General features: G+C 72.5%; 23 protein-coding genes. 14 read left to right on the forward strand and 9 right to left on the reverse strand.

Features of this window, described 5'->3' with window-relative positions; all coding sequences use genetic code 11:
• Nucleotides 1–24 precede the first annotated feature (24 nt).
• Nucleotides 25–798, forward strand: a complete 774-nt coding sequence (locus tag O7619_RS03965; RefSeq protein WP_282285738.1) for a class I SAM-dependent methyltransferase — start codon at nt 25–27, stop codon at nt 796–798.
• Here O7619_RS03965 and O7619_RS03970 read toward each other — a convergent pair.
• Together O7619_RS03970 and O7619_RS03975 are read right to left on the reverse strand one after the other, a co-directional pair.
• Nucleotides 773–973: a DUF397 domain-containing protein gene (locus O7619_RS03970; protein ID WP_282285740.1), complete on the reverse strand. Its 201-nt coding sequence runs from the start codon at nt 971–973 to the stop codon at nt 773–775. The genes O7619_RS03965 and O7619_RS03970 overlap by 26 nt on opposite strands.
• The gene (locus O7619_RS03975) at nt 964–1767 is read right to left on the reverse strand and encodes a helix-turn-helix transcriptional regulator (protein WP_282285741.1); all 804 of its coding nucleotides are present in this window, start codon (nt 1765–1767) and stop codon (nt 964–966) included. Before O7619_RS03975 ends, O7619_RS03970 begins: the two co-directional genes overlap by 10 nt.
• Before the next feature lie 95 nt (nt 1768–1862).
• On the opposite strand from O7619_RS03975, the gene O7619_RS03980 reads away from it, so the two are divergent.
• From O7619_RS03980 to O7619_RS03990, 3 genes are read left to right on the forward strand one after another with little or no spacing between them, the layout of a single operon-like run.
• A complete protein-coding gene (locus O7619_RS03980; RefSeq protein ID WP_282285743.1) occupies nt 1863–2189 on the forward strand; it encodes a hypothetical protein in 327 nt (108 codons plus the stop codon).
• A 38-nt stretch (nt 2190–2227) separates the two neighbouring features.
• Nucleotides 2228–2806 carry a putative immunity protein gene (locus O7619_RS03985; protein ID WP_282285745.1) on the forward strand — a complete coding sequence of 193 codons (579 nt, stop codon included), beginning with the start codon at nt 2228–2230 and terminating at the stop codon, nt 2804–2806.
• Nucleotides 2803–3318 carry a putative immunity protein gene (locus tag O7619_RS03990; RefSeq protein ID WP_282285746.1) on the forward strand — a complete coding sequence of 172 codons (516 nt, stop codon included), beginning with the start codon at nt 2803–2805 and terminating at the stop codon, nt 3316–3318. Before O7619_RS03985 ends, O7619_RS03990 begins: the two co-directional genes overlap by 4 nt.
• Nucleotides 3319–3355: 37 nt before the next feature.
• On the opposite strand, the gene O7619_RS03995 is transcribed toward O7619_RS03990, so the two are convergent.
• Nucleotides 3356–3967 carry a DUF305 domain-containing protein gene (locus O7619_RS03995; protein WP_282285747.1) on the reverse strand — a complete coding sequence of 204 codons (612 nt, stop codon included), beginning with the start codon at nt 3965–3967 and terminating at the stop codon, nt 3356–3358.
• Nucleotides 3967–5805 carry a sigma-70 family RNA polymerase sigma factor gene (locus O7619_RS04000; protein WP_282285749.1) on the reverse strand — a complete coding sequence of 613 codons (1839 nt, stop codon included), beginning with the start codon at nt 5803–5805 and terminating at the stop codon, nt 3967–3969. Before O7619_RS04000 ends, O7619_RS03995 begins: the two co-directional genes overlap by 1 nt.
• A 308-nt stretch (nt 5806–6113) precedes the next feature.
• On the opposite strand from O7619_RS04000, the gene O7619_RS04005 reads away from it, so the two are divergent.
• From O7619_RS04005 to O7619_RS04020, 4 genes are all read left to right on the forward strand, one after another.
• On the forward strand, nt 6114–7610 hold the full coding sequence (locus O7619_RS04005; RefSeq protein ID WP_282285750.1) for a DUF1996 domain-containing protein: 1497 nt from the start codon (nt 6114–6116) through the stop codon (nt 7608–7610).
• A gap of 246 nt (nt 7611–7856) precedes the next feature.
• On the forward strand, nt 7857–8627 hold the full coding sequence (locus O7619_RS04010; protein ID WP_282285751.1) for an SGNH/GDSL hydrolase family protein: 771 nt from the start codon (nt 7857–7859) through the stop codon (nt 8625–8627).
• Between the two features lie 4 nt (nt 8628–8631).
• Nucleotides 8632–9078 (forward strand): hypothetical protein, encoded by a 447-nt coding sequence (locus tag O7619_RS04015; RefSeq protein ID WP_282285753.1) that lies wholly within the window; start codon nt 8632–8634, stop codon nt 9076–9078.
• Nucleotides 9079–9119: 41 nt separating this feature from the next.
• Complete coding sequence (locus tag O7619_RS04020; protein ID WP_282285754.1) at nt 9120–10022, forward strand: sulfurtransferase; 903 nt, start codon at nt 9120–9122, stop codon at nt 10020–10022.
• A 40-nt stretch (nt 10023–10062) separates the two neighbouring features.
• Here O7619_RS04020 and O7619_RS04025 read toward each other — a convergent pair whose 3' ends face one another.
• Genes O7619_RS04025 through O7619_RS04035 form a run of 3 tightly spaced genes read right to left on the reverse strand, consistent with a single transcriptional unit; the run spans nt 10063 to nt 12375 of the window.
• On the reverse strand, nt 10063–11238 hold the full coding sequence (locus tag O7619_RS04025; protein WP_282285757.1) for a hypothetical protein: 1176 nt from the start codon (nt 11236–11238) through the stop codon (nt 10063–10065).
• Nucleotides 11235–11765, reverse strand: a complete 531-nt coding sequence (locus O7619_RS04030; protein ID WP_282285758.1) for a SigE family RNA polymerase sigma factor — start codon at nt 11763–11765, stop codon at nt 11235–11237. Before O7619_RS04030 ends, O7619_RS04025 begins: the two co-directional genes overlap by 4 nt.
• A gap of 16 nt (nt 11766–11781) precedes the next feature.
• Nucleotides 11782–12375: a TetR family transcriptional regulator gene (locus O7619_RS04035; protein WP_282285760.1), complete on the reverse strand. Its 594-nt coding sequence runs from the start codon at nt 12373–12375 to the stop codon at nt 11782–11784.
• A 79-nt stretch (nt 12376–12454) separates the two neighbouring features.
• On the opposite strand from O7619_RS04035, the gene O7619_RS04040 reads away from it, so the two are divergent.
• The 3 genes from O7619_RS04040 to O7619_RS04050 all read left to right on the forward strand — a co-directional run bounded on the left by O7619_RS04040 (nt 12455) and on the right by O7619_RS04050 (nt 15704).
• Complete coding sequence (locus tag O7619_RS04040; RefSeq protein WP_282285761.1) at nt 12455–13597, forward strand: FAD-dependent monooxygenase; 1143 nt, start codon at nt 12455–12457, stop codon at nt 13595–13597.
• Nucleotides 13598–13668: 71 nt separating this feature from the next.
• Nucleotides 13669–14283 (forward strand): TetR/AcrR family transcriptional regulator, encoded by a 615-nt coding sequence (locus O7619_RS04045; RefSeq protein ID WP_282285762.1) that lies wholly within the window; start codon nt 13669–13671, stop codon nt 14281–14283.
• Between the two features lie 83 nt (nt 14284–14366).
• Nucleotides 14367–15704: a biotin carboxylase N-terminal domain-containing protein gene (locus O7619_RS04050; RefSeq protein WP_282285764.1), complete on the forward strand. Its 1338-nt coding sequence runs from the start codon at nt 14367–14369 to the stop codon at nt 15702–15704.
• 153 nt (nt 15705–15857) lie between these two features.
• On the opposite strand, the gene O7619_RS04055 is transcribed toward O7619_RS04050, so the two are convergent.
• The gene (locus tag O7619_RS04055; protein ID WP_282285766.1) at nt 15858–16217 is read right to left on the reverse strand and encodes a ribbon-helix-helix domain-containing protein; all 360 of its coding nucleotides are present in this window, start codon (nt 16215–16217) and stop codon (nt 15858–15860) included.
• Nucleotides 16214–16369 (reverse strand): hypothetical protein, encoded by a 156-nt coding sequence (locus tag O7619_RS04060; protein ID WP_282285768.1) that lies wholly within the window; start codon nt 16367–16369, stop codon nt 16214–16216. Before O7619_RS04060 ends, O7619_RS04055 begins: the two co-directional genes overlap by 4 nt.
• Before the next feature lie 290 nt (nt 16370–16659).
• On the opposite strand from O7619_RS04060, the gene O7619_RS04065 reads away from it, so the two are divergent.
• From O7619_RS04065 to O7619_RS04075, 3 genes are all read left to right on the forward strand, one after another.
• Nucleotides 16660–17580 (forward strand): hydroxymethylglutaryl-CoA lyase, encoded by a 921-nt coding sequence (locus tag O7619_RS04065; protein WP_282285769.1) that lies wholly within the window; start codon nt 16660–16662, stop codon nt 17578–17580.
• A 92-nt stretch (nt 17581–17672) separates the two neighbouring features.
• The gene (locus O7619_RS04070; RefSeq protein ID WP_282285771.1) at nt 17673–19205 is read left to right on the forward strand and encodes an acyl-CoA carboxylase subunit beta; all 1533 of its coding nucleotides are present in this window, start codon (nt 17673–17675) and stop codon (nt 19203–19205) included.
• A 101-nt stretch (nt 19206–19306) separates the two neighbouring features.
• The gene (locus O7619_RS04075; protein WP_282285774.1) at nt 19307–20461 is read left to right on the forward strand and encodes an acyl-CoA dehydrogenase family protein; all 1155 of its coding nucleotides are present in this window, start codon (nt 19307–19309) and stop codon (nt 20459–20461) included.
• The last annotated feature ends 63 nt before the right edge of the window (nt 20462–20524 follow it).

A 20524-nucleotide genomic window follows, 5' to 3' on the forward strand; every position in this document is an offset into this window, starting at 1 on the left:
GGGCCCCGGCAGTAGTCTGCCGAGGTGACCGCCACACCGTCGGCTCGCGCGGTGAGCCAGTACGCGACCACTACCGGCAACCTCACCGCCCGCATGGCGTTGCACGCCTACGGCACCAGCGCGCAGGGTTGGTTCGCCTGGCTCGGCGAGCGACTGCCGCTGGTCGGGGACGTGCTCGAGGTGGGTGCCGGCACCGGTGAGCTGTGGCGTCAGGTGGGCAGCCCCGAGACCGGGCTCCGGCTCACCCTGACCGACTTCTCACCAGCCATGTGCGACCGGCTGCGCGATGTGCCCGACGCCCGGGTGCAGCGGTGCGACGCCGCCCACCTGCCGTACGCCGACGGGGCCTTCGACGCGCTGATCGCCAACCACATGCTCTACCACCTGGACGACCCCGACGCGGCGCTGGCCGAGTTCGCCCGGGTGCTGCGCCCCGGCGGGCGACTCGCCGTCGCCGTGAACGGCCGCGACCACCTCGTCGAGGTGGACGCGCTCGGCCCGGTCATCGGCCGACCCGAGCTGGCCGTCGGGTTCCACCAGAACGACGTCACCGCCGAGACGACGCCGGCCCGGGTCGCGGCCCACTTCACCGACGTGGCGGTCGAGCGTTACCCCGACGACCTGGCGGTGCCCACCGTCGAGCCGGTCCTCGCCTACGTCGCCAGCATGGTCGGGCCACTCACCGCCGCGCAGGAGTCGGCCGCCCGCGACGTGGTCCAGGCCCGCATCGAAGCGGAGGGCGCTTTCCGGGTACGCAAACACAGCGTGCTGATCACCGCAACGCGCGGTCCCCGCTGAGCCGCACGAAAGCGCGCCAGGCGTCCGGGGCGAAGGTGAGGACCGGCCCGGCCGGATCCTTACTGTCGCGCACCCCGACCACACCGACCACCCCGACCAGGTTGTCCGCCACCTCGACGCACTCACTCTGGCCGCTACGGGTGGACTTGTTCCAGACAGCGCCGGTCAGTTCCATGACCCGATCACTTCCTTCATCAGCTCGATCGACTGGCGGCGAGACAGTGCCTCACTCCGAACGCTCTCCCACCTGGACAGCAGGATAGCCACACTTTCATCATTGTCGATCACCGTTCCCCCGAGTTGGTTCTCCAGGTAGCCGATCCAGCCCCCGTCGCCACCACGAGCGAGTGTGAATGGTCCGGTCAGTCCGATGTGCAGGCTGACATCGGATGGAATCACATGGACGGCGACGTGGGGGAGTCCGCTCGTGTCGATGAGGTGTGCGACCTGTTGGCTCATCAATCCACGGAAGGATTCATCCGCCCGTCGCAGCACCGCTTCCTCGATCACCGCGATGAACTTGGGCGGATCGGGGCGAGTGAGCACTGACTGCCGGTCGAGCCGGACCGCCAAGCGTCGATCACCTTCTTCGGCGGCGAGCATGTCATCGGTGTGAATCATCGCCCGGGCGTAGTTCTCGGTCTGCAACAGCCCGGGAATGAGGCTCGGCTGGTAACAGCGCAACTGTTGGGCCTGGCGTTCGGCTTCCAGCCACGGGCGGAACCAGCTCGGCTGGCCGTCCCGCTCGGCGAGTTTGAGCAGCGACGTCAACAGCCCCCCGGTGCCCAGCACCTCGTCGGCCCGCTTCAGGAAGAACCGGTCCAGCGGTCGCTGGCCCAGCTCGACCGCCGACACCTGGGAGTTGGAGAAGTGCACAAGCTTCCCGAACTCCTCCTGGCTCAGCTCGGCCTTGAGCCGCAGCCGCCGCAGTTGGGCGCGGATCAGCTCGGCGGTCGGCTCGTTCTCCACTCGGCCTCCTCGGTCGCCCGGCGGTTTCCCGATCCGCTCCCGGGCCGGTCTCGACGACTTCCGAGCGTAGTGGCGTTCTCATCAGACTGTCACGCATGAGTCTCCCCGTACCCCGGCTCGGCCCGCACCCGGACCGGCCACGCGCCTACCCGCCGGACCATGCGGCGCACCTGCCGATCCGGCCACTGTGGCTCTGCCGTGCCTGCGGCTCGCCGTGGCCCTGCGCCCAGGCCCGGCTGCTGCTCACGGCCGAGTACGCCGACCACCCGGTCGACCTGGCCGTCTACCTCTCCGGGCTGTATCACGAGGCCACCCACGACTTGTTCCGCCTCAATCCGCACGAGGGGCCCACACCCCGCGACCTGTTCGACCGGTTCGTCGGCTGGGGCCCGTACCAACGCGGTGTGGGCGAGCGGAGCTGACCGCCGGGCACGAGGTTTCGCGGATACGATTCCTCGACGTGGCAGCGCGCAGACAACTCGTGTCCGGTGACTTCGACCTGACCATGGACGAGCTGCGCGAGGTGGCGCGTTACGTGGTCGCGCACGCCGAGGACGTCCTGCCGGTCTTCGAGCAGGCCGTACCCGCCGATCCGCGTCCCCGCGCGGCGGTCGACGCGGCGCGGGTGTTCGTCGACGGTGCCGATCGGACGAAGCTTCAGCGGGTCGCGGCGGTCGAGGCACACCGGGCGGCCCGGTCCGCGCCGTCCGAGGCCGCGTGCCTGGCCGCGCGATCCGCCGGTGACGCCGCCGCGGCGGCGTACCTGCATCCTCTCGCCCGGGCCAGCCAGGTCGGTCACATCCTCCGGGCCGCCGCGAGCGCGGCGCGGATCGGGGAGCTGGCGGCCGGCGGTGACCCGGCGGTCGGTGCCGCCCTGCTGGACCGCTCGCGACGGAGTGCCACCCCGGCGCTCGTCGACGTGCTCCGCCGCTACCCGCCGGTGACCGGTGGCAGCAGCCGGGTCGCCCGGCTGATGGGCGCCCTCGACGACGCCCTGCGGCGGATGCCGACCACTGCGGCGGAGGAGGACGACTCGTGATCCTGCCGAAGGTCAGGGATCCCCGCTTCATCACGATCCGTCGCGGCGGGACGCTCACCGACGACGACCACCGGCTGCTCGCGCTCTGGGCCGCCGACTGCGCGGAGCACGTCCTCGACCTGTTCGAGGCGGTCCGACCCGACGACAGGCGTCCGCGCGAGGCGATCGCGCACATCCGGGCCTGGGTGCGGGGCGAGGTCACGATGATGACGTCCCGCGCGGCGGGCGGTCATGCCATGGGCGCGGCCCGGGACCTGCGTGGGGCGGCGCGCCATGCCGCGTACGCCGCCGGCCAGGCGGGGGCCGTCGCCCACGTGGCCGCGCACGAACTGGGCGCGGCGGCGTACGCCATCAAGGCGGTACGGGCGGCGGCGCCGGACGGCCGGGGTGACACGGCGGGGCGTGCGGAGTGCCGGTGGCAGCGCGACCGGCTCCCGGCGGCGGTCCGCGACCTGGTCCTCGACGACCAGCGGTTGCGCAACGACATCTGCTGGTCGGTGTTCGACTGCTGAGCCGGGACCTGTTCGACTCGTTGGTGCGGCGTACCGGTCAGTTGACCGCGTCGCCGGTCGCGCCGGGCCGACCCGCCAGAGCGCTCAGCTCGGCGGCCCGCGTCACCTGGATGCGGCCGGCGAGCTCCTTGACCTGCGGGCTGCCCCCGGCGGTCCGCTCACCCCGACACAGCACGACGGTCTGCTCGAGGTGCGCCCGGAGCAGACCGACGGCCCGGGACGGCACCTCGGCGTCGGGGGCGGCGCGCAGGTCGGCGAGGCGCTCCTCCGTGACCATGCCGGGCATCTGATGCCCCTCGTGGATGTTCCGCTCCGGGACGTTGCCGGCGGCCAGCAACCCTCGCAACTCCACCACCTCGGCGCGGTGCGCCGTCCGGACGTCACCGAGGACGGTGCGCAGCGCGGGATCGGTGGTCGACTGACGGGTGTCGAGGTGGTCGATCAGCGCGAGAACTCCGTCGTCCATCGGCAGCAGCAGTTGGATGAAGGCGTCGTCGGTGCCGCTGAGCGTGACCGTCGCGGCGGGCGCGGCGGACTGGTCGACGCGGTCCGCATGCCGGGTCAGGGCGACGGCCAGCGTCGTCGCGGCCAGCGCCCCGACGACTCCGGCGATCCGCCAGGCGGGGGCCCTGAGGGCGGAACCGATCATCAGCGTGCGGCCTGGAACGCTCGGCCGATCGCCGTCGCGCTGGTGCCGTCGCTGAACAACCCGGACCTGTCCCTGTCGGTCGCGGGCAGGCCGAACCAGGCGTACCGCTGCACGTAGGGGAGTTGGCCGAGCATGGCGGTGGCCGCGCTGAGGAAGGCCGCCTGCTGCGCCTGACCGGGGAAGATCTGACGCCCGCCGTCGTAGCGGATCAGTGCGAACTCGGTCAGCCAGATCGGTTTCCGGTAGCGCTGGTGGACGGCTTGCAGGTACTGCCGCAGTTGGTTCACCGCCGCGGCCGTGGTGAAGTCGGCGCCATACCAGTGCAAAGCGATGAAGTCGACCCGGTGACCTCTGGCCTCGGCGCCGGCCATGAACCTGTCCAGCCAGCCCTGGGGCTCCGCGCCACCCCACGCGACCGCCGGGCTGCTCAGTTTGCTGCCCGTCGCCATCAATTGCGGCCACAGGTCAAGTGCCTGTTCGACGGTCATGTTCGCCTGCTCGGGCAGGTCCGGCTCGTTGAAGCCGAGCAGGTAGGGTCCGGCCGAGCGGGCCCGGGCCAGGTCCGCGGCGTTGACGTTTTCCGCGCTACGGATCATGGGCACGAACGTCGCGCCCCGTGGAGTGCTGATCCCCGGGTGCTGGGTGCCCCAGGTGTAGTACCAACCGGCCTTCGAGTTGGCCAACGCCTGGCTCACGCCGGCGAAGTTCCACACCCCGACGCCCTTGCGGGTGGAGCTCACCGCCGGCGCCACCGGTGCCTTCGAGGGCGACGGACGCACAGACGGCGACGGCGACGGCGACGTCGTCGGGGACGCGACGACGGTGGGCGCGGCGGGTGGCGCGGCGGCCCAGGACGGCACGGCCGGTGGCGCGGCGGCCGGATCGGCCGGCAGGAGCACCACCACCGCGCTGATCGCGACGACCGCCGCCGCCACCGTCGCGGCGAGGGACGGCATCAGGCCCCGGGGTACGCGCACCGCCGGGTGGACGACGGTCGGCGGCGGCCCGACGGTCTGCGGGGCAGCCGGAGGCGCGGTCGTGGGCGGGACGTGAGTGCCGAGGCCGGGCGGAAGGGGCAGCAGCGGCATCCCCGCGAGCAGCCGGTCGATCGGCAGGAACGCGCCGCCCAGGTGCCCGCAGAACGCGCAGTCACGGATGTGTCGAGCCAACCGCTTGCGCCACAGCGGGCTGGGACTGCCGTCCCACTGGACCGTCAGGATGTGCAGGTCGGGACACCCGGGCCGGGCGTGCAGCGCGCGGACGACCCCGCGTGCGCTCTGGATCTGCTCCTTCATCCGGTGGATGCGCACGGCGACGTGCCCCGGTGACAAAGCCGTCGCCTCGGCGATCTCGGCGCGCGTCAGCTCGCCGGTCTCCTCCAGCCACCACAGCGAGAGCAGTTCCTGGTCGTCCGGTTCGAGCCAGCGGGTCGCCTCGGCGACCTCACGCCGCTGGTCGGTCAGGCCGAGCCGGAGAATCGTCATTCCCGCGAAGTCGGCCGCGGGGTCGGGCACGTCGTGGATCACGTCCAGCCCGGCATCGCGGTGGAGGGCGGCCCGTCGGCGCTGCTCCCAGTCGCGCACCTGCCGGACGGTGATCGCCACCAGCCAGGACCGGTACGCCGTCGGGTCGTTGAGGGCGGGCAGGTGCCGGATCACCCGTACCAAAGTCTCCTGGACCACGTCGTCGACGTCGGCGTGGCCGCGGAGCGCACGCCCGACGATGTTGTAGACAAGCGGGAGCGACGCCGCCACGACGTCGTCGAGAGCGTGCCGGTCGCCCTGGCGGGCCGCGACGACCAATCCGGGATCAGGTCCCGCCCGACCGGCTGCCGACATGGTGCCACTCCCTGTGCGCTCGACCCGAACAGCGCCCGTGCGCGCTGCCCGTCTCCTATCGGAGACCGGCGTCGGCAGGTCAGATTACGGTTTTCCGCCGGGAGACGTCACCGCCCGCGGTGGTGGCATTAATGAGAAATTAAGGATGCGAGGGCAAAAAATTGTTATCCGGAGCGGGCGCGGCGGCCACCAGGGCACCTGTCCGCACCCTTCCTTAATTCCTTTTTCCGAACGTTGCCGCAGGTCACGGGCGTGCACATACTCCATTCGACAGGAGCGTCATCACCGAATCGAAGGAATCACTGGCAATGCGGACTCCCCCCGCGCATGTCGCACCGCCCAGCCGGGCGCACAAGCGCCGCCGCCTCACTCGAATCACGCTCGCCTCCGCGGTCGCCGTGGCCCTGGCCGGCAGCGGCATCTACGTCGCCGGCGCCCAGGCCGAGGAGGTCGTGGTGCCTGGCCGGGTCCAGGCGGAGGCTTTCGCGGCGCAGTCCGGCGCACAGACCGAGAACACCGGCGACGCCGACGGCGGCCGGAACGTGGGCTGGCTCGCCAACGGTGACTGGCTGCGGTACGACGGCATCTCGATCGTCGGCACCGACCTGACGGCCCGGGTCGCGGCGGACAACACCGACGGCGGCACCGTCGAGCTGCGCCTCGGCACGCAGACCGGCGCCCTGCTGGCCACCTTCCCGATCAGCCACACCGGCGGCTGGCAGAAGTGGACGACGGCGAGCGCCACGGCGGCCAGCGTGCCGGCGGGCCCGCAGACCGTCTTCGCCGTCATGAAGAGCGCCTCCCGGTCGGACTTCGTGAACCTGAACTGGTTCACGTTCGGCTCCGCGACCGGCGCGACGCCGAGCGCGTCGCCCACGGCGAGCGCGTCGCCCACGCCGAGCGCCAGCTCGGCGACGCCGCCGACCACCCCGGCTACCCCGACCGCGCCGACGGCCGGTTGGGTCCCGGTCGACCAGGCCAGGTGGAACCAGGAACTTGCCGCCTTCGACGCGATCAAGCCGAAGGCGGTGACGCCGGGAACCACTCGCGTCCCCGAGTTCCACACCGACTGCGAGCTGGCCAACTCGGCGCCGGACGACCCGATCGTCCTGCCCGGCCTGCCGGGTGCCTCGCACATGCACACCTTCTTCGGCCCGAAGGTCGACGCCTTCACCACCACCGACGAGCTGCTCTCCTCGAAGACCACCTGCAACGCCCCCGGTGACCTGAGCGCCTACTGGACGCCGGAGCTGCGCAAGGACGGCAAGCCCGTACCGATGAAGAGTTTCCGGGTCTACTACGGCTCGCGGGTGAAGGACCCGTCGGCCGTCAAGCCCTTCCCGCCCGGCCTGCGAATGGTCGAGGGTGACGCCAAGCGGCAGGTCGACACGCCGAAGAACGCCGGTAGCAACCAGTTCTGGTGTGCCGGCAGCGCCGAGACGGGCCGCAGTGCCGACGGCAACTGGCCGGTCTGCGCCTCCGGCGGCAACCTCATCTTCCAGCTCGTCTTCAAGGACTGCTGGGACGGCAGGAACATCGACTCACCCGACCACAAATCGCACATGGGCGACCCGGTCAACGGCGTCTGCACCGGCAAGTACCCGGTGGCGGTGCCGAACCTGTCCTTCATGGTCAACTACCAGTCGCTGGGTGGGAACGGTCTCAGCCTCTCCTCCGGCAAGCCGTCCTCCATGCACGGCGACTTCATGAACGCCTGGGACCCGGCCCGCATCGGACCGCTGGTCAAGTCCTGCCTGAACCAGAGCGCCAAGTGCGGCACCGAGGTGACCTTCGCCGGCGGCTGACCCCGCACGGACCCCACCCACGGACGGCCCCCACGCCCCGGCGAGGGGGCCGTCCGGCGCGTGGACCCGATCGGTGACGCCCAGTCGTGATGGGGCCGACGGCCGGGCCCATGGTCCGCTCGGGAGGTCGTCGGGAACCGGACGCCGAGACGTCCGCCACGTCCGGCCCCGGGGGGCGGCGGGAGCGGCCCGGGCGGTGACAGACTGAGCGACGCACTTCTGCCGGGACGTCGGAGGGGAGACGCCGTGCGTTGGCGCAGCTTCGTGGCGGTGGGCGACAGCTTCACCGAGGGGATGGACGACGCGTATCCGGACGGCAGCTACCGGGGCTGGGCCGATCTGGTCGCCACCCGGCTCGCCGCCGAGGCGGGCCCCGACTTCGGCTACGCCAACCTGGCCATCCGGGGTCGCCTGTTCCCGAACATCGTGGCCGAACAGGTGCCGGCCGCGCTGGCCATGCGGCCCGACCTGGTCACGTTCGCGGCCGGCGGCAACGACGTGCTGCGCCGCACCTTCGATCCGGATGTCTTCGTCCCGCGCTTCGACAAGGTGGTCGAACGGCTGCGGGGCGTGGGCAGCGACGTGGTGTTGTTCCGGTTCGCCGACGTGATGGCCCGGCTGCCCGGCCAGCGGCTGGTGGCCCCCCGGGTGACGCTGCTCAACCGGGCGGTCGGCGAGGTCGCCGAGCGGCACGGGGCGATCCTGGTCGACCTCTACTCCGACGAGACCTACCTCAACCCGATGCTCTGGAGCACCGACCGGTTGCACCTGTCGGCCGCCGGGCACCGGCGGGTGGCCGCGCAGGTCCTCACCGCCCTCGGCGTCGGCTGCGAGGAGGAGTGGCTGCTGGTGCCGCCGCATCCCGCGCCCACCCCGTGGCTGGCCGCCCGCGCCTCCGACCTGCGCTGGGCCGGCCAGCACCTGGCGCCGTGGATCAAACGCCGGCTGACCGGCCGTTCCTCCGGTGACTTCGTCACCGCCAAGCGGCCGGTGCTCGGCCCGGTAAGCGCCGACTGAGCGGGTGCGCACCCTCCACGTCGCGGACCTGCTGCGGCTCACCCCCGACGACGAGCCCCGCCCCGGGCTGGCGGTCCTGGTCGACGGCGACCGCATCGGGGCGGTCGCGCCGCTGGGTGAGCTGACCGGCGCGTACCCCGGGGTGCGGGTGCGGCGGTGGGCCGGCACGCTCGGGCCGGCGTCGGTGCACGGCGGTCCGCTGCCCCCGGCGCCCACGCCGCGCGAGCGGGTGCACGCGCTGTTCCGGCTCGGCGTCGCCGCGGTGCTCGACGCGCACGTCACCGACCCGACGTTGCGGGCCGCCGCCGTCCGCAGCGAGGTGGCGGTGCTGCCCGCCACCCGGCCGCCGGCGCTCGTGGTGGGCGGCCGGGCCGACCTCGCGGTGTTCGACCCGGACGGCTCCTGCCGGGCCACCGTGGTCGCCGGCCGGTTGGTGCATCGCCGCGCCTGACCCACCGCCGCGCCCCGGCGTTCCGGCGTACCTTGGGGATCATGCCTGTCCCGAGCGATCCGCATCCCCGCCTCCAGTCCTACGCCGACCCGCAGCGCCTGGTCACCACCGAGTGGCTGGCCGAGCACCTGGGCGACGAGGGCCTCGTGGTGGTCGAGTCCGACGAGGACGTGCTCCTCTACGACACCGGCCACATCCCCGGCGCCGTCAAGGTCGACTGGCACACCGAGCTGAACGACCAGGTCACCCGCGACTACCTGGACGCCGCGAGTTTCGCCGAGCTGTGCGCGGCCAAGGGCATCGGCCGTGGCGACACCGTCGTCTTCTACGGCGACAACTTCAACTGGTGGGCCGCGTACGCCCTCTGGGTCTTCTCCCTCTTCGGCCATGCCGACGTGCGGCTGCTCGACGGCGGCCGGCAGAAGTGGGTCGCCGAGGGGCGGGAGATGACCCGGGACCGGGTGAGCCGCCCGCGCGCCGACTACCCGGTGCCGGAGCGCAACGACGCGCCGATCCGGGCCTACCGGGAGCAGGTGATGGCGCACGTGGCTGCCGGCCGGCCGCTCGTCGACGTGCGTTCGCCCGGCGAGTACACCGGCGAGATGCTGCACATGCCGGACTATCCGCAGGAGGGTGCGCTGCGCGGCGGGCACATCCCGGGCGCGGTGAGCAAGCCCTGGAAGTCCGCCGCCAACGACGACGGCACGTTCAAGTCGGCCGACGAGTTGCGCGCCATCTACGCCGACCAGCTCGGATTGAGCCCGGCCGACGACGTGGTGGCCTACTGCCGGATCGGCGAGCGGTCCAGCCACACCTGGTTCGTGCTGCACCACCTGCTCGGCTACCCGCAGGTGCGCAACTACGACGGCTCGTGGACCGAGTGGGGCAACCTGGTCCGGGCGCCCGTCGTCAAGGGCGACCAGCCGGGCGGCCTGACCCGCTGAGCCCCCGGCCGGTCCCCGCGCGGCGGCGGGGACCGGCCGGTCAGCCGGCGGCGAGCGCCACCAGGCCGCGCACGTCGCGGGCCACCCAGGCGACCTCGCCGGTCTCCGGCCGCCAGCGGGCCAGCCCGCCGACGTCGTAGCGGAACAGCACCGCGCCGTCGGCCGACCAGCCGAGCACCTGGCAGCAGCCCTTCCCCAGGTCGTCGCGGCCCAGGTCGAGCAGGTGGGTCACCGCCGCGGTGCGGACGTCCACCACCGCCACCCCCTCACCGCCGCGCATGGTGCCGGTGGTGGTCCAGCCGGCCTGGGCGATCCGGTCGCCGCGCTGCCAGCCCCGCCCGTAGACCTCGTCCAGCCGGTATCCGGGGGGCAGGTCGCCGCTGGTCACCAGCCGCCGGTCCGGCGTGCCGCCGGCCGGAAATCGGCGTACGGCGAGGCTGTCCTCGATGCCGCCGAGGGTGAGCAGGTCACCGACGCGGACCGGCTCGGGCACGACCAGTTCCCACGGGTCGACCGGCAGCTTCCGCGTCGCCCCGGTGCGCCGATCCAGCTCGTACGTGGTGTCGTTGTCGCCGACCAGCAGCCGGTCGCCGGCCCAGACGACGTGTTCGAGATAGCCGGCGAGCGGATAGTGACGGACCGAGGCGTCGGTCAGGTCGACCACGACCACGTCGCCGGGCTGGGCGAACGCCGCGGTCCGGCCGTCCGGTGACAGACTGCCCGCCTTGAGTGGAGCCGCCTCGTTGCCGTCGGCGTCCCGGGTGGGCGCGAGCGGGACCACGTCGAGTTCCCGGACGACGCCGTCGTCACCGAGGACCCGGACCACGCCGGCCTCGCCGGTATCCGGGTCGATCGGCTGGAACAGCGCCAGCGCCCGGCCGATCGGGCGGGCGGAGAGCGGGTCGCCGGCCGGGTCGCCGATCCGGGCGAGCGGGTCGTCGAGGCGGTCCAGCGTGGCCGGGGGCCGCTGCACCGGCGACGCGCTCGTGGCCGGGCTCACGGTGGGGTGGGCCGGGGTGTCCGGGGGCGGGCCGGAGCGGTGCAGGAGCACCGCCGTACCGCCGGCGACCAGGGCGACGGCCAGGGCGGCGGCGCCGGCGGCCCGCCGGGCGCGGCGGACCCGGCGGGCCCGTTCCCAGCCGGCTCCGGCCGGACGGGTCGGCCGGACGTCCTCGGCCGCCCGGGTCAGCAGCCGGGTCAGCTCGGGTTCGTTCACGGGTTCGCCTCCATCCCGGTGACCAGGCCGTCGTCCGTGCCGCCGAGCTCGGGCGCCACCTCGCGGAGCCGGCGCAGCGCCGCGTGGCACTGGCTCTTGACGGTGCCCACGGTGACGCCGAGCGCCTCGGCGGTGGCCACCTCGGTCAGGTCCTCGAAGTAGCGCAGCACCAGGACCGCCCGCTGGCGCGGCGGCAGTCGGTCGAGCGCGGCGCGGACGGTGAGCCGCAGCGCGTCGTCGGCGTCCGTGCCCGCCCGGTCCGGCGGGTACGCGCTGAGCCGTTCCCGCCGCCGGCGTCGCCACCAGGAGACCGCGTCCCGGTAGAGGATGGCGCGCACGTACGCGGCCGGGTCGCCGTCACGCACGGCGGGCCAGCGCAGCGCCAGTTTCAGCAGCGCGTCCTGGAGCAGGTCCTCGGCCTGGTGCCGGTTGCCGCAGACCAGGTACGCGGCGCGCAGCAGCCGGTGCTGGTGCGCCTCGACGAAGGCGAGGTAGTCCGCTCGCCCGTGGTCCACGGCACGTCCCATCCGGCGTCTCCCTCCGTCACCCGGCAGACGCCCGGGACGGGGTGAAAGGTTGGGTCAGATAGCGCTGGATCGTCGGACCGACCCATTCGACGAGTTCCTCCGGGTCCAGGTCGATCACCGGTGGCAGCCGGATCACGTACCGGGTGAGGGCCAGGCCGAGGATCTGGCTGGCCACCAGACCGGCCCGGCGGGCGGCGGTCGCCGGATCGGCGCCGGAGCGGGTGACCGCCGCGACGAGCTGGCCGGCGAAGATGTCGCGCATCCGGTCCGCCGCGCCGGGGTTGGTGCTGGCGGCCCGGAGCAGGGCGACGAGCGTGCCGTCGGCCTCCCAGCGGCGCAGGAAGTGCCGGGCCAGCGTCTCGCCGAGCCGCTCCGGCGGCACCTCGGCCAGCTCGGGCAGGTGCAGGTCGAACTCGGCCGCCGCCGCGAACAGCCCCTCCTTGCTGCCGTAGTAGCGCATCACCATGGCCGGGTCGATCCGGGCGTCGGCGGCGATGGCCCGGATGGTGGCCCGTTCGTAGCCGTCGGCCGCGAAGCGTGCCCGGGCGGCGCGCAGGATGGCCGCCCGGGTGGCGTCCGAGCGGCGGGTACGGGAGCCCGTTCCAGTCATGTCCACGACTGTAGGCCAACAGGTGTTGACATCGGTTCTAGGGTTTAGTCAACAAGCGTTGGCAAACGGAGGTGGCGTGATGCTTCCCGAACACACGGACGTCCTCGTGGTGGGCGCCGGGCCGACCGGCCTCGCCGTGGCCGCGACCCTGGCCGGGCACGGCGTGGCCACCACAGTGGTCGACCGGCTCGTGGAGCCGCCGGTCACCTCGCGCGCCGCGGTCGTGCACGCCGGCACGCTCGAGGTGCTGGACCGGATCGGGGTCGCCGACACGCTTGCCGCCCGAGGGCTGCACTCGACCCGGTTCTGCGTCCGCGACCGGGACCGGCTGCTGGTCACCGTCCCGTTCGACAGGTTGCCGTCCCGCTACCCGTACGCGCTGCTCATCTCGCAGGCCGACACCGAGGCGGTGCTCACCGACCGCCTCACCGCGCTCGGCGGGCGGGTGCTGCGGCCGTACGAGCTGACCGGCCTCGACCTCGACGGCGGCGGCGCCACCGCCCGGTTCGCCGGCGGCGGCGAGGTCCGCGCCCGGTGGGTGGTCGGCGCGGACGGGATGCACAGCCGGGTCCGCGAGCTGGCCGGCATCGGTTTCGGCGGCCCGGCCGACCCGGGTGAGTCGTTCCTGCTCGCCGACGTCCGGGTGGACAGCGCGCTGCCCCGCGACCAGGTCAGCCTCTTCCTGTCCCGGAGCGGGCCGCTGATCTGGGCGCCGCTGCCCGACGGCACGGTCCGGCTGGTCGCGACCGTGGCCGACGCGCCGCGGGAGCCGCAGGCGCGACACTTCCAGGCGTTGCTCGACGAGCGCGGCCCGACCCGGCGGCCGGACCGGGTCACCGGGATGGCGTGGGGCTCGCGGTTCCGGATCCACCACCGGATCGCGAGCAGCTACCGCTCCGGCCCGGTGCTGCTCGCCGGCGACGCGGCGCACGTGCACAGCCCGGCCGGTGGGCAGGGGATGAACCTCGGGCTGCGGGACGCGGTCGCCCTCGGCGACGCGCTCGCCGCCGGCCCGCAGGCCCTCGACGGGTACGCGACCGACCGCCGCCCACGGGCCGAGGAGGTGCTCGGGTTCGCCGCCGGCCTGACCCGGCTCGCCGCCGCCCCGCCGGCCCTCCGCCCCGTGCGTGACCTGCTGCTCCGGACGGTCTCCCTGCTGCCCCCGGCCCGGCAGCGGCTGGCGGTCCGGCTGGCCGGCTTCGAGCCCGCACCCCCGGCCTGACGGGCGGACGTGACGCAACCGGCGGGTAACCATGGCTGCCTCGCCTGGATCGTGAGGTCTAGGCTGGCCCGGTGGCGGTGGAACAGCAGGCACGGGGTGCGACGGGCGCGGCCCGGCGCCGGTCCCGGCGGGACGAGATCCTGGAGATCGCGGTCGGCCTCTTCGCGGCGCGGGGCTATCACGGCGTGTCGATGGACGACATCGGCGCTGCCGCCGGCGTCACCGGGCCGGCGCTCTACCATCACTTCGCCGGGAAAGAGGCGATGCTCGCCGCCGCGCTGATCCCGGTCAGCGAGGGGCTGCTCGCCGGTGGCAAGGAACGCGCCGCCGGCCACCCGGACGACCCGCGCGGCGTGCTCGAGTCGCTCATCGACTTCCACGTCGAGTTCGCGCTCGCCAACCCGGCGGTGATCGCGCTGCACCTGCACGAGCTGGACCGCCTCCCGGACGAGCCGCGTCGCCGGATCCGCCGGCTCCAGCGGATGTACGTCGAGGAGTGGGTCACCGTGCTGACCGCGCTGCACCCGGGGCTGCCGGACGGCGCCGCCCGGGTGCTCGCCCACGCCGCGTTCGGCCTGATGAACTCCACCCCGTTCCTCGGCGGCGAGGTGGACCGACGGCGCCGGGCCGAGCTGCTGCGGGGGGCGGCCCTGGCGGCCCTCCTGGCACCCACCGACCCCACCTGACACGCCGCGTCCGCCTTAACGCATGTTAAGAAGGGGCCCCGGCTATACCTCAGGCGTTAAGAAGGGGCCCTTCCTTGCCGAACATGTTTGATGCGCTGCTGGTGGCGAACCGCGGGGAGATCGCGCGGCGGGTGATCCGCACCGCCCGGCGGTTGGGGGTGCGGGCGATCGCGGTGCACTCGGAGGCCGACGCCGACCTGCCGTTCGTGACCGAGGCCGACGAGGCGGTCTGCGTCGGCCCGGCCAATCCCGCCCAGAGTTACCGCAACGTCGAGGCGATCCTCGCCGCCGCCCGGAGCACCGGCGCGCAGGCGATCCACCCCGGCTACGGCTTCCTGTCGGAGAACGCCGACTTCGCCCGTACCGTCGAGGAGTCCGGCCTGATCTGGGTCGGACCCGGCGCGGACGCGATCACCGCGATGGGCGACAAGATCAACGCCCGGAACCTGATGGCGGCGGCCGGCGTCCCGGTCGCACCCGGCACCACCGAGCCGGCGGCCGACCTGGACGCGGCCGTCACCGCCGCCGCCGAGATCGGCTACCCGGTGATGGTCAAGGCCGCGGCGGGCGGCGGCGGCATGGGGATGGGCGTGGCCGCCGACGAGACCGCGTTGCGCACCGAGTACGACAAGGTCCGCGCGTTCGCGGAGCGGATGTTCGGCGACGGCTCGGTGCTGATCGAGCGTTACTTCCCCCGGGTACGCCACGTCGAGGTGCAGATCCTCGGCCTGGCCGACGGCCGGGTGGTGGCGCTCGGCGAGCGGGAGTGCTCGGTGCAGCGGCGCAACCAGAAGCTGGTCGAGGAGTCCCCGTCCCCGGCGGTCTCCCCGGAGCTGCGGTCGCGGTTCCTGGCCGCGGCGGTCCGCGCGGGCGAGGCGGTCGGCTACCGCAATGCGGGCACCGTCGAATGCCTACTCGACCCGGCGACGCAGGAGTTCTTCTTCCTGGAGATGAACACGCGGTTGCAGGTCGAGCACCCGGTCACCGAGTACGTCTACGGCGTCGACCTGGTCGAGGAGCAGTTGCGGGTGGCCGCCGGCCTGCCGCCCACCTTCGACCCGGACGCGCTCACCCCGCGCGGGCACGCCATCGAGCTGCGGATCAACGCCGAGGACCCGAAGCGGTTCCTGCCCGGCCCGGGCGCGATCCGGACCTGGGTGGAACCGGCCGGCGAGGGCGTCCGGGTGGATTCCGGCTACGTCGAGGGCAACACCGTCACGCCGTTCTACGACAGCCTGCTGGCCAAGCTGATCGTCAGCGGCGCGACCCGGGCGGAGGCGATCGATCGGGCGCGGGCGGCGGTCGCCCGGTTCGAGATCGCCGGGCCGAAGAACAACCTGCCGTTCTTCGCCGAGCTGCTGGAGAATGCCGAGTTCCGCTCCGGCGACTACGACACCGGCATCGTCGGCCGGATGCGCTGAGTCGGCCGGGTGCGTCGAGCCGGACCGGTGACGAGGTTGCCGCCGTTGGGCGGCAACCTCGTGTTCAGCTCGGCCGGTGGAGTGTTCGGTCGCCCGAGATGTCGCTGGTGGCCGGGTGTGCGATGCGTTCGCGGGATGGTTCGGGCGGGCGGTCTATGCCGCCTCCGCTCGGCCCTCGGTGGTGCGGATGGTGACGATGCGACGGAGAACGTCGAGGGCGTGTTCGGCTTCGTCCTGACTGATGGGTGCGGTGCGGGCGGTGATGTATCTGGTCAGGGCGTCGCGGATGATGTCGGAGCGGCGGGCTTCGGTCTGGTCGGCGAGGCGGTCGAGTTGGTCCACGAGCGGAACGGGTAGCCGGATGCTGACCAGCATCATGGGTGCTGACCCGGGTGCGGTTGGGGATGTCGGTGCTTCGGTCATCGACCTGATGATCGGTGCCAGGCTGTCGGTGGTCCGGAACCATGCGACGACCTCATCTTTGGTCATCCGGTCGAAGTCCGGCTCGGTCACAGGATTCGCCTGAGTAGCAGGTCCCCGAGGGCGCGCTCGTAGCGCAGGCCCTGAGGGGCGTACAACGCTTGGGTCGTCTCGTCCACGCCGACGCCATTGCTGCGGGCGTTGTCCAGGCCCTCGTCGGTCCACACGTACTCGCGCTCCGGCACCCCACGACCGTAACACGACGTAATACACGGACGTCGGGTGGTTCAGCGCAGGCACGGATGCGGGCCTGGGCCCTGTTCACGGCCTTCTGCCGGGGTGACAGGGGCCGGCGGTAGCGATCACGTGTGAACGGGGACTGGCCGGCCTGCCGCAGGCCCGACTCGCCCACCCCTGCGATACACGCCTTAGCGGAGGGCGCTGGCGCTTCGGCGCTCGGTTCTGATTCTCTTGGGATGAGTCGGCGGCGCGGTCTGCCCCGATCACGCGCAACGTCACAGTGAGGTGACCCCTTATGACGCAACTGCCGGACGCCGTCTCCATTCGGGAGGTCGGGCCGCGCGACGGGCTCCAGAACGAGGAGCCCATCCCGACCGACGCCAAGGTGCGGCTGCTCGACGCGCTGTCCCGGACCGGGGTACGGCGGATCGAGGCGGTCTCCTTCGTCCATCCGAAGGCGATCCCGCAGATGGCCGACGCGGACGAGGTGTGGCAGCGGGCCGAGCGGGTCGACGGGGTGCGCTACTCGGCGCTGGTGCCGAACACCAGGGGCGCGCGGCGGGCGCTCGACGCCGGCTTCACCGAGATCGAGGTGGTGGTGTCGGCGAGCGACACGCACAACCGGCGCAACGTCAACCGCTCGACCGAGGAGTCGCTCGACGACATCGCCGAGCTGATCGCCCTGCTGCACGGCGCGGGCGCGACCGCCGAGGTGATCGTGGCGACCAGCTTCGGCTGCCCGTACGAGGGGGACGTGGCCCCGGAGCGGGTGGCCGGCATCGTGGACCGGGTGGTCCGGGACGGCGCGGACCGGGTGGCCTTCGGCGACACCACGGGCATGGGTACGCCCCGCCGGGTCCGCGAGATGGTGACCGCGGTACGCGACCGCGACGCGCACGTCCCGGTGCTGCTGCACTTCCACAACACCCGGGGCACCGCCCTGGCCAACATGCTCACCGCGATGGAGCTGGGGATCACCGAGTTCGACGCCAGCGTCGGTGGCCTGGGCGGCTGCCCCTACGCGCCGGGGGCCAGCGGCAACCTGGCCACCGAGGAGGCGGTGCACATGCTGCACGACATGGGCGTGGACACCGGCATCGACCTGGACACCCTGATCGAGGCGGCGGAGTTGGCCGAGCGCCTGGTCGGCAAGAAGCTCCCGTCCGGCGTCCTCCGCGCCGGTCCCCGCACCCGCCTGACCCCCCGCCCCTGCTGACCTCCGGCCCCCGCTTCCGCCGGGCTCGCCGGAGGGGGCGGGGGTGAGGTAGCCTAACGATCGTTCAGGTCGGTGGGTGGTGAGGAGTCGGCGTGACGCTCGACGGTGAGGCTCTGGAGCAGCTGCGCAAGCGCGCCCGTGCCGGCGGTGCGGACAAATACCACGCGGCCAACGCCGCCAAGGGGAAGCTCTTCGCCCGCGAGCGCGTCGCCTACCTGGTCGACGAGGGCTCCTTCGTCGAGGACGGGCTCTACGCCAACGCGATGGCCGACGGGCTGCCCGCCGACGGCGTGGTGACCGGCACCGCGACCATCGACGGCCGGCCGGTCTGCCTGATGGCGAACGACTCCACGGTCAAGGCCGGCAGTTGGGGCGCGCGTACCGTCGAGAAGATCATCCGGATCATCGAGCGGGCGTACACGACCAAGGTGCCGATGGTCTACCTGGTCGACTCCGCCGGCGCCCGGATCACCGACCAGGTCGACCTGTTCCCGGGCCGGCGCGGCGCCGGAAAGATCTTCTGGAACCAGGTCCGGGCCTCCGGCGCGGTCCCGCAGGTCTGCGCGCTGTTCGGGCCGAGCGCGGCCGGCGGGGCGTACATCCCGGCGTTCTGCGACGTGGTGGCGATGGTGGACGGCAACGCCAGCATGTACCTCGGCTCCGACCGGATGGTCGAGATGGTCACCGGCGAGAAGACCACCCTGGAGGCGATGGGCGGGGCCCGGGTGCACTGCGCCGAGTCCGGCGTGGGTCACTTCCTCTGCAAGACCGAGGCCGACGCGCTCGACGTGGTGCGGACCTACCTGTCCTACCTGCCGGCCAACTGGACCCAGGCGCCGCCGGTCGCCGAGGCGAAGCCGGCACCGGAGAAGGCCGACCTGGCCGCGCTGGTCCCGGCCAGCGAGCGGCAGGCGTTCGACATGCGGCGATACGTCAAGGGCCTGCTCGACGAGGGCAGCTTCTTCGAGATCCAGGCGCTCTGGGCCAAGGAGCTGACCATCGGCTTCGGCCGGCTCAACGGCGAGGTCGTCGGCCTGGTCGGCAACAACTCGATGTTCAAGGGCGGGGTGCTCTTCGTCGACTCGGCCGACAAGGCGACCCGGTTCGTGCAGCTCTGCGACGCCTTCAACGTGCCGTTGCTGTTCCTGAGCGACGTGCCCGGCTTCATGGTGGGCAGCGCGGTGGAGAAGCAGGGCATCATCCGCCACGGCGCGAAGATGATCACGGCGATCTCCGAGGCGACCGTACCGAAGATCTGCGTGGTGGTCCGCAAGGCGTACGGTGCGGGTCTCTACGCGATGGCCGGTCCCGGCTTCGAGCCGGACGCGACCATCGCGCTGCCCACCGCGAAGATCGCGGTGATGGGCGCGGAGGCCGCGGTCAACGCGGTCTACGCCAACAAGATCGCCGCCATCTCCGACGAGGCCGAGCGGGCCGCGTTCGTCGCCGCGAAGCGCGCGGAGTACGAGCGCGACATCGACGTCGTCCGGCTCGCCAGCGAGCTGGTGGTGGACGCGATCGTCGAGCCGCACGAGTTGCGCGCCGAGCTGGTCCGCCGATTCGCCGCCGCCCGCACCAGGGAGCGGCACTTCTCGCACCGCCGCCACGGCGTCACCCCCGTTTGAGCCGTAAGCAGGGGCCCCCGCTTAACGCCTGGTGTATAGGAGGGGGCCCCTCCTAACGCTTCAGCCGCTCCCGGCGGCCCGCCCATTCCAGGAGGATCGACATGGACTACCGGCTCAGCGACGAGCAGGAGGCGCTGCGGGAGAGCGTCCGGGACTTCGCCCGCGAGATGGTCGCCCCGGTGATCGGCGAGCACTACGAGAAGCACACCTTCCCGTACGAGATCATCCGGCAGATGGGCAAGATGGGGCTGTTCGGGCTGCCGTTCGGCGAGGAGCACGGCGGCATGGGCGGCGACTACTTCGCGCTCTGTCTGGTGCTGGAGGAGCTGGCCCGGGTCGACTCCAGCGTCGCCATCACGCTGGAGGCGGCGGTGTCGCTCGGCGCGATGCCGATCTACCGCTTCGGCTCCGAGGAGCAGAAGGAACGGTGGTTGCCGAAGCTGCTCAGCGGCGAGGCGCTGGCCGGCTTCGGGCTGACCGAGCCGGGCACCGGCTCGGACGCGGGCGGCACCCGGACCCGGGCGGTGCTCGACGAGGCCACGAACGAGTGGGTGATCAACGGTTCGAAGGCGTTCATCACCAACTCCGGCACCGACATCACCACGCTTGTCACGGTCACCGCGGTCACCGGCACCAAGCCGGACGGCAGCAAGGAGCTGTCGACGATCATCGTGCCGTCCGGCACGCCCGGCTTCACTGTCGCGCCCGGCTACTCGAAGGTCGGCTGGACCGCCTCGGACACCCACGAGCTGACCTTCGACGACTGCCGGGTGCCGGCGGAGAACCTGCTCGGCGCGCGCGGTCGGGGCTTCGCCCAGTTCCTGCGGATCCTGGACGAGGGGCGGATCGCCATCGCCGCGCTCGCTGTCGGCCTGGCCCAGGGATGCGTCGACGAGTCGGTCAAATATGCCAAGGAGCGCCAGGCGTTCGGCCAGCCGATCGGCAACTACCAGGCGATCCAGTTCAAGATCGCCGACATGGAGCTGAAGGCGCACACCGCCCGGCTGGCCTACTACGACGCCGCCGCCCGGATGCTCGCCGGCGAGCCGTTCAAGCGGCAGGCCGCGATCGCCAAGCTGCACGCCAGCACGGTCGCGGTGGACAACGCCCGGGACGCGACGCAGATCCACGGCGGCTACGGCTTCATGAACGAATACCCGGTCGCCCGCTTCTGGCGCGACTCGAAGATCCTGGAGATCGGTGAGGGCACCAGCGAGGTGCAGCGCATGATCATCGCGCGGGATCTCGGCATGTGACCGACCCTCGACTCAGCCGTCTGTCGGATATCGGCGTCGGACGGTCGGGTGGTTGACGCTGGA

Origin of the sequence: Micromonospora sp. WMMD998, assembly GCF_029581235.1 — a bacterium.
Classification (GTDB): domain Bacteria; phylum Actinomycetota; class Actinomycetes; order Mycobacteriales; family Micromonosporaceae; genus Micromonospora.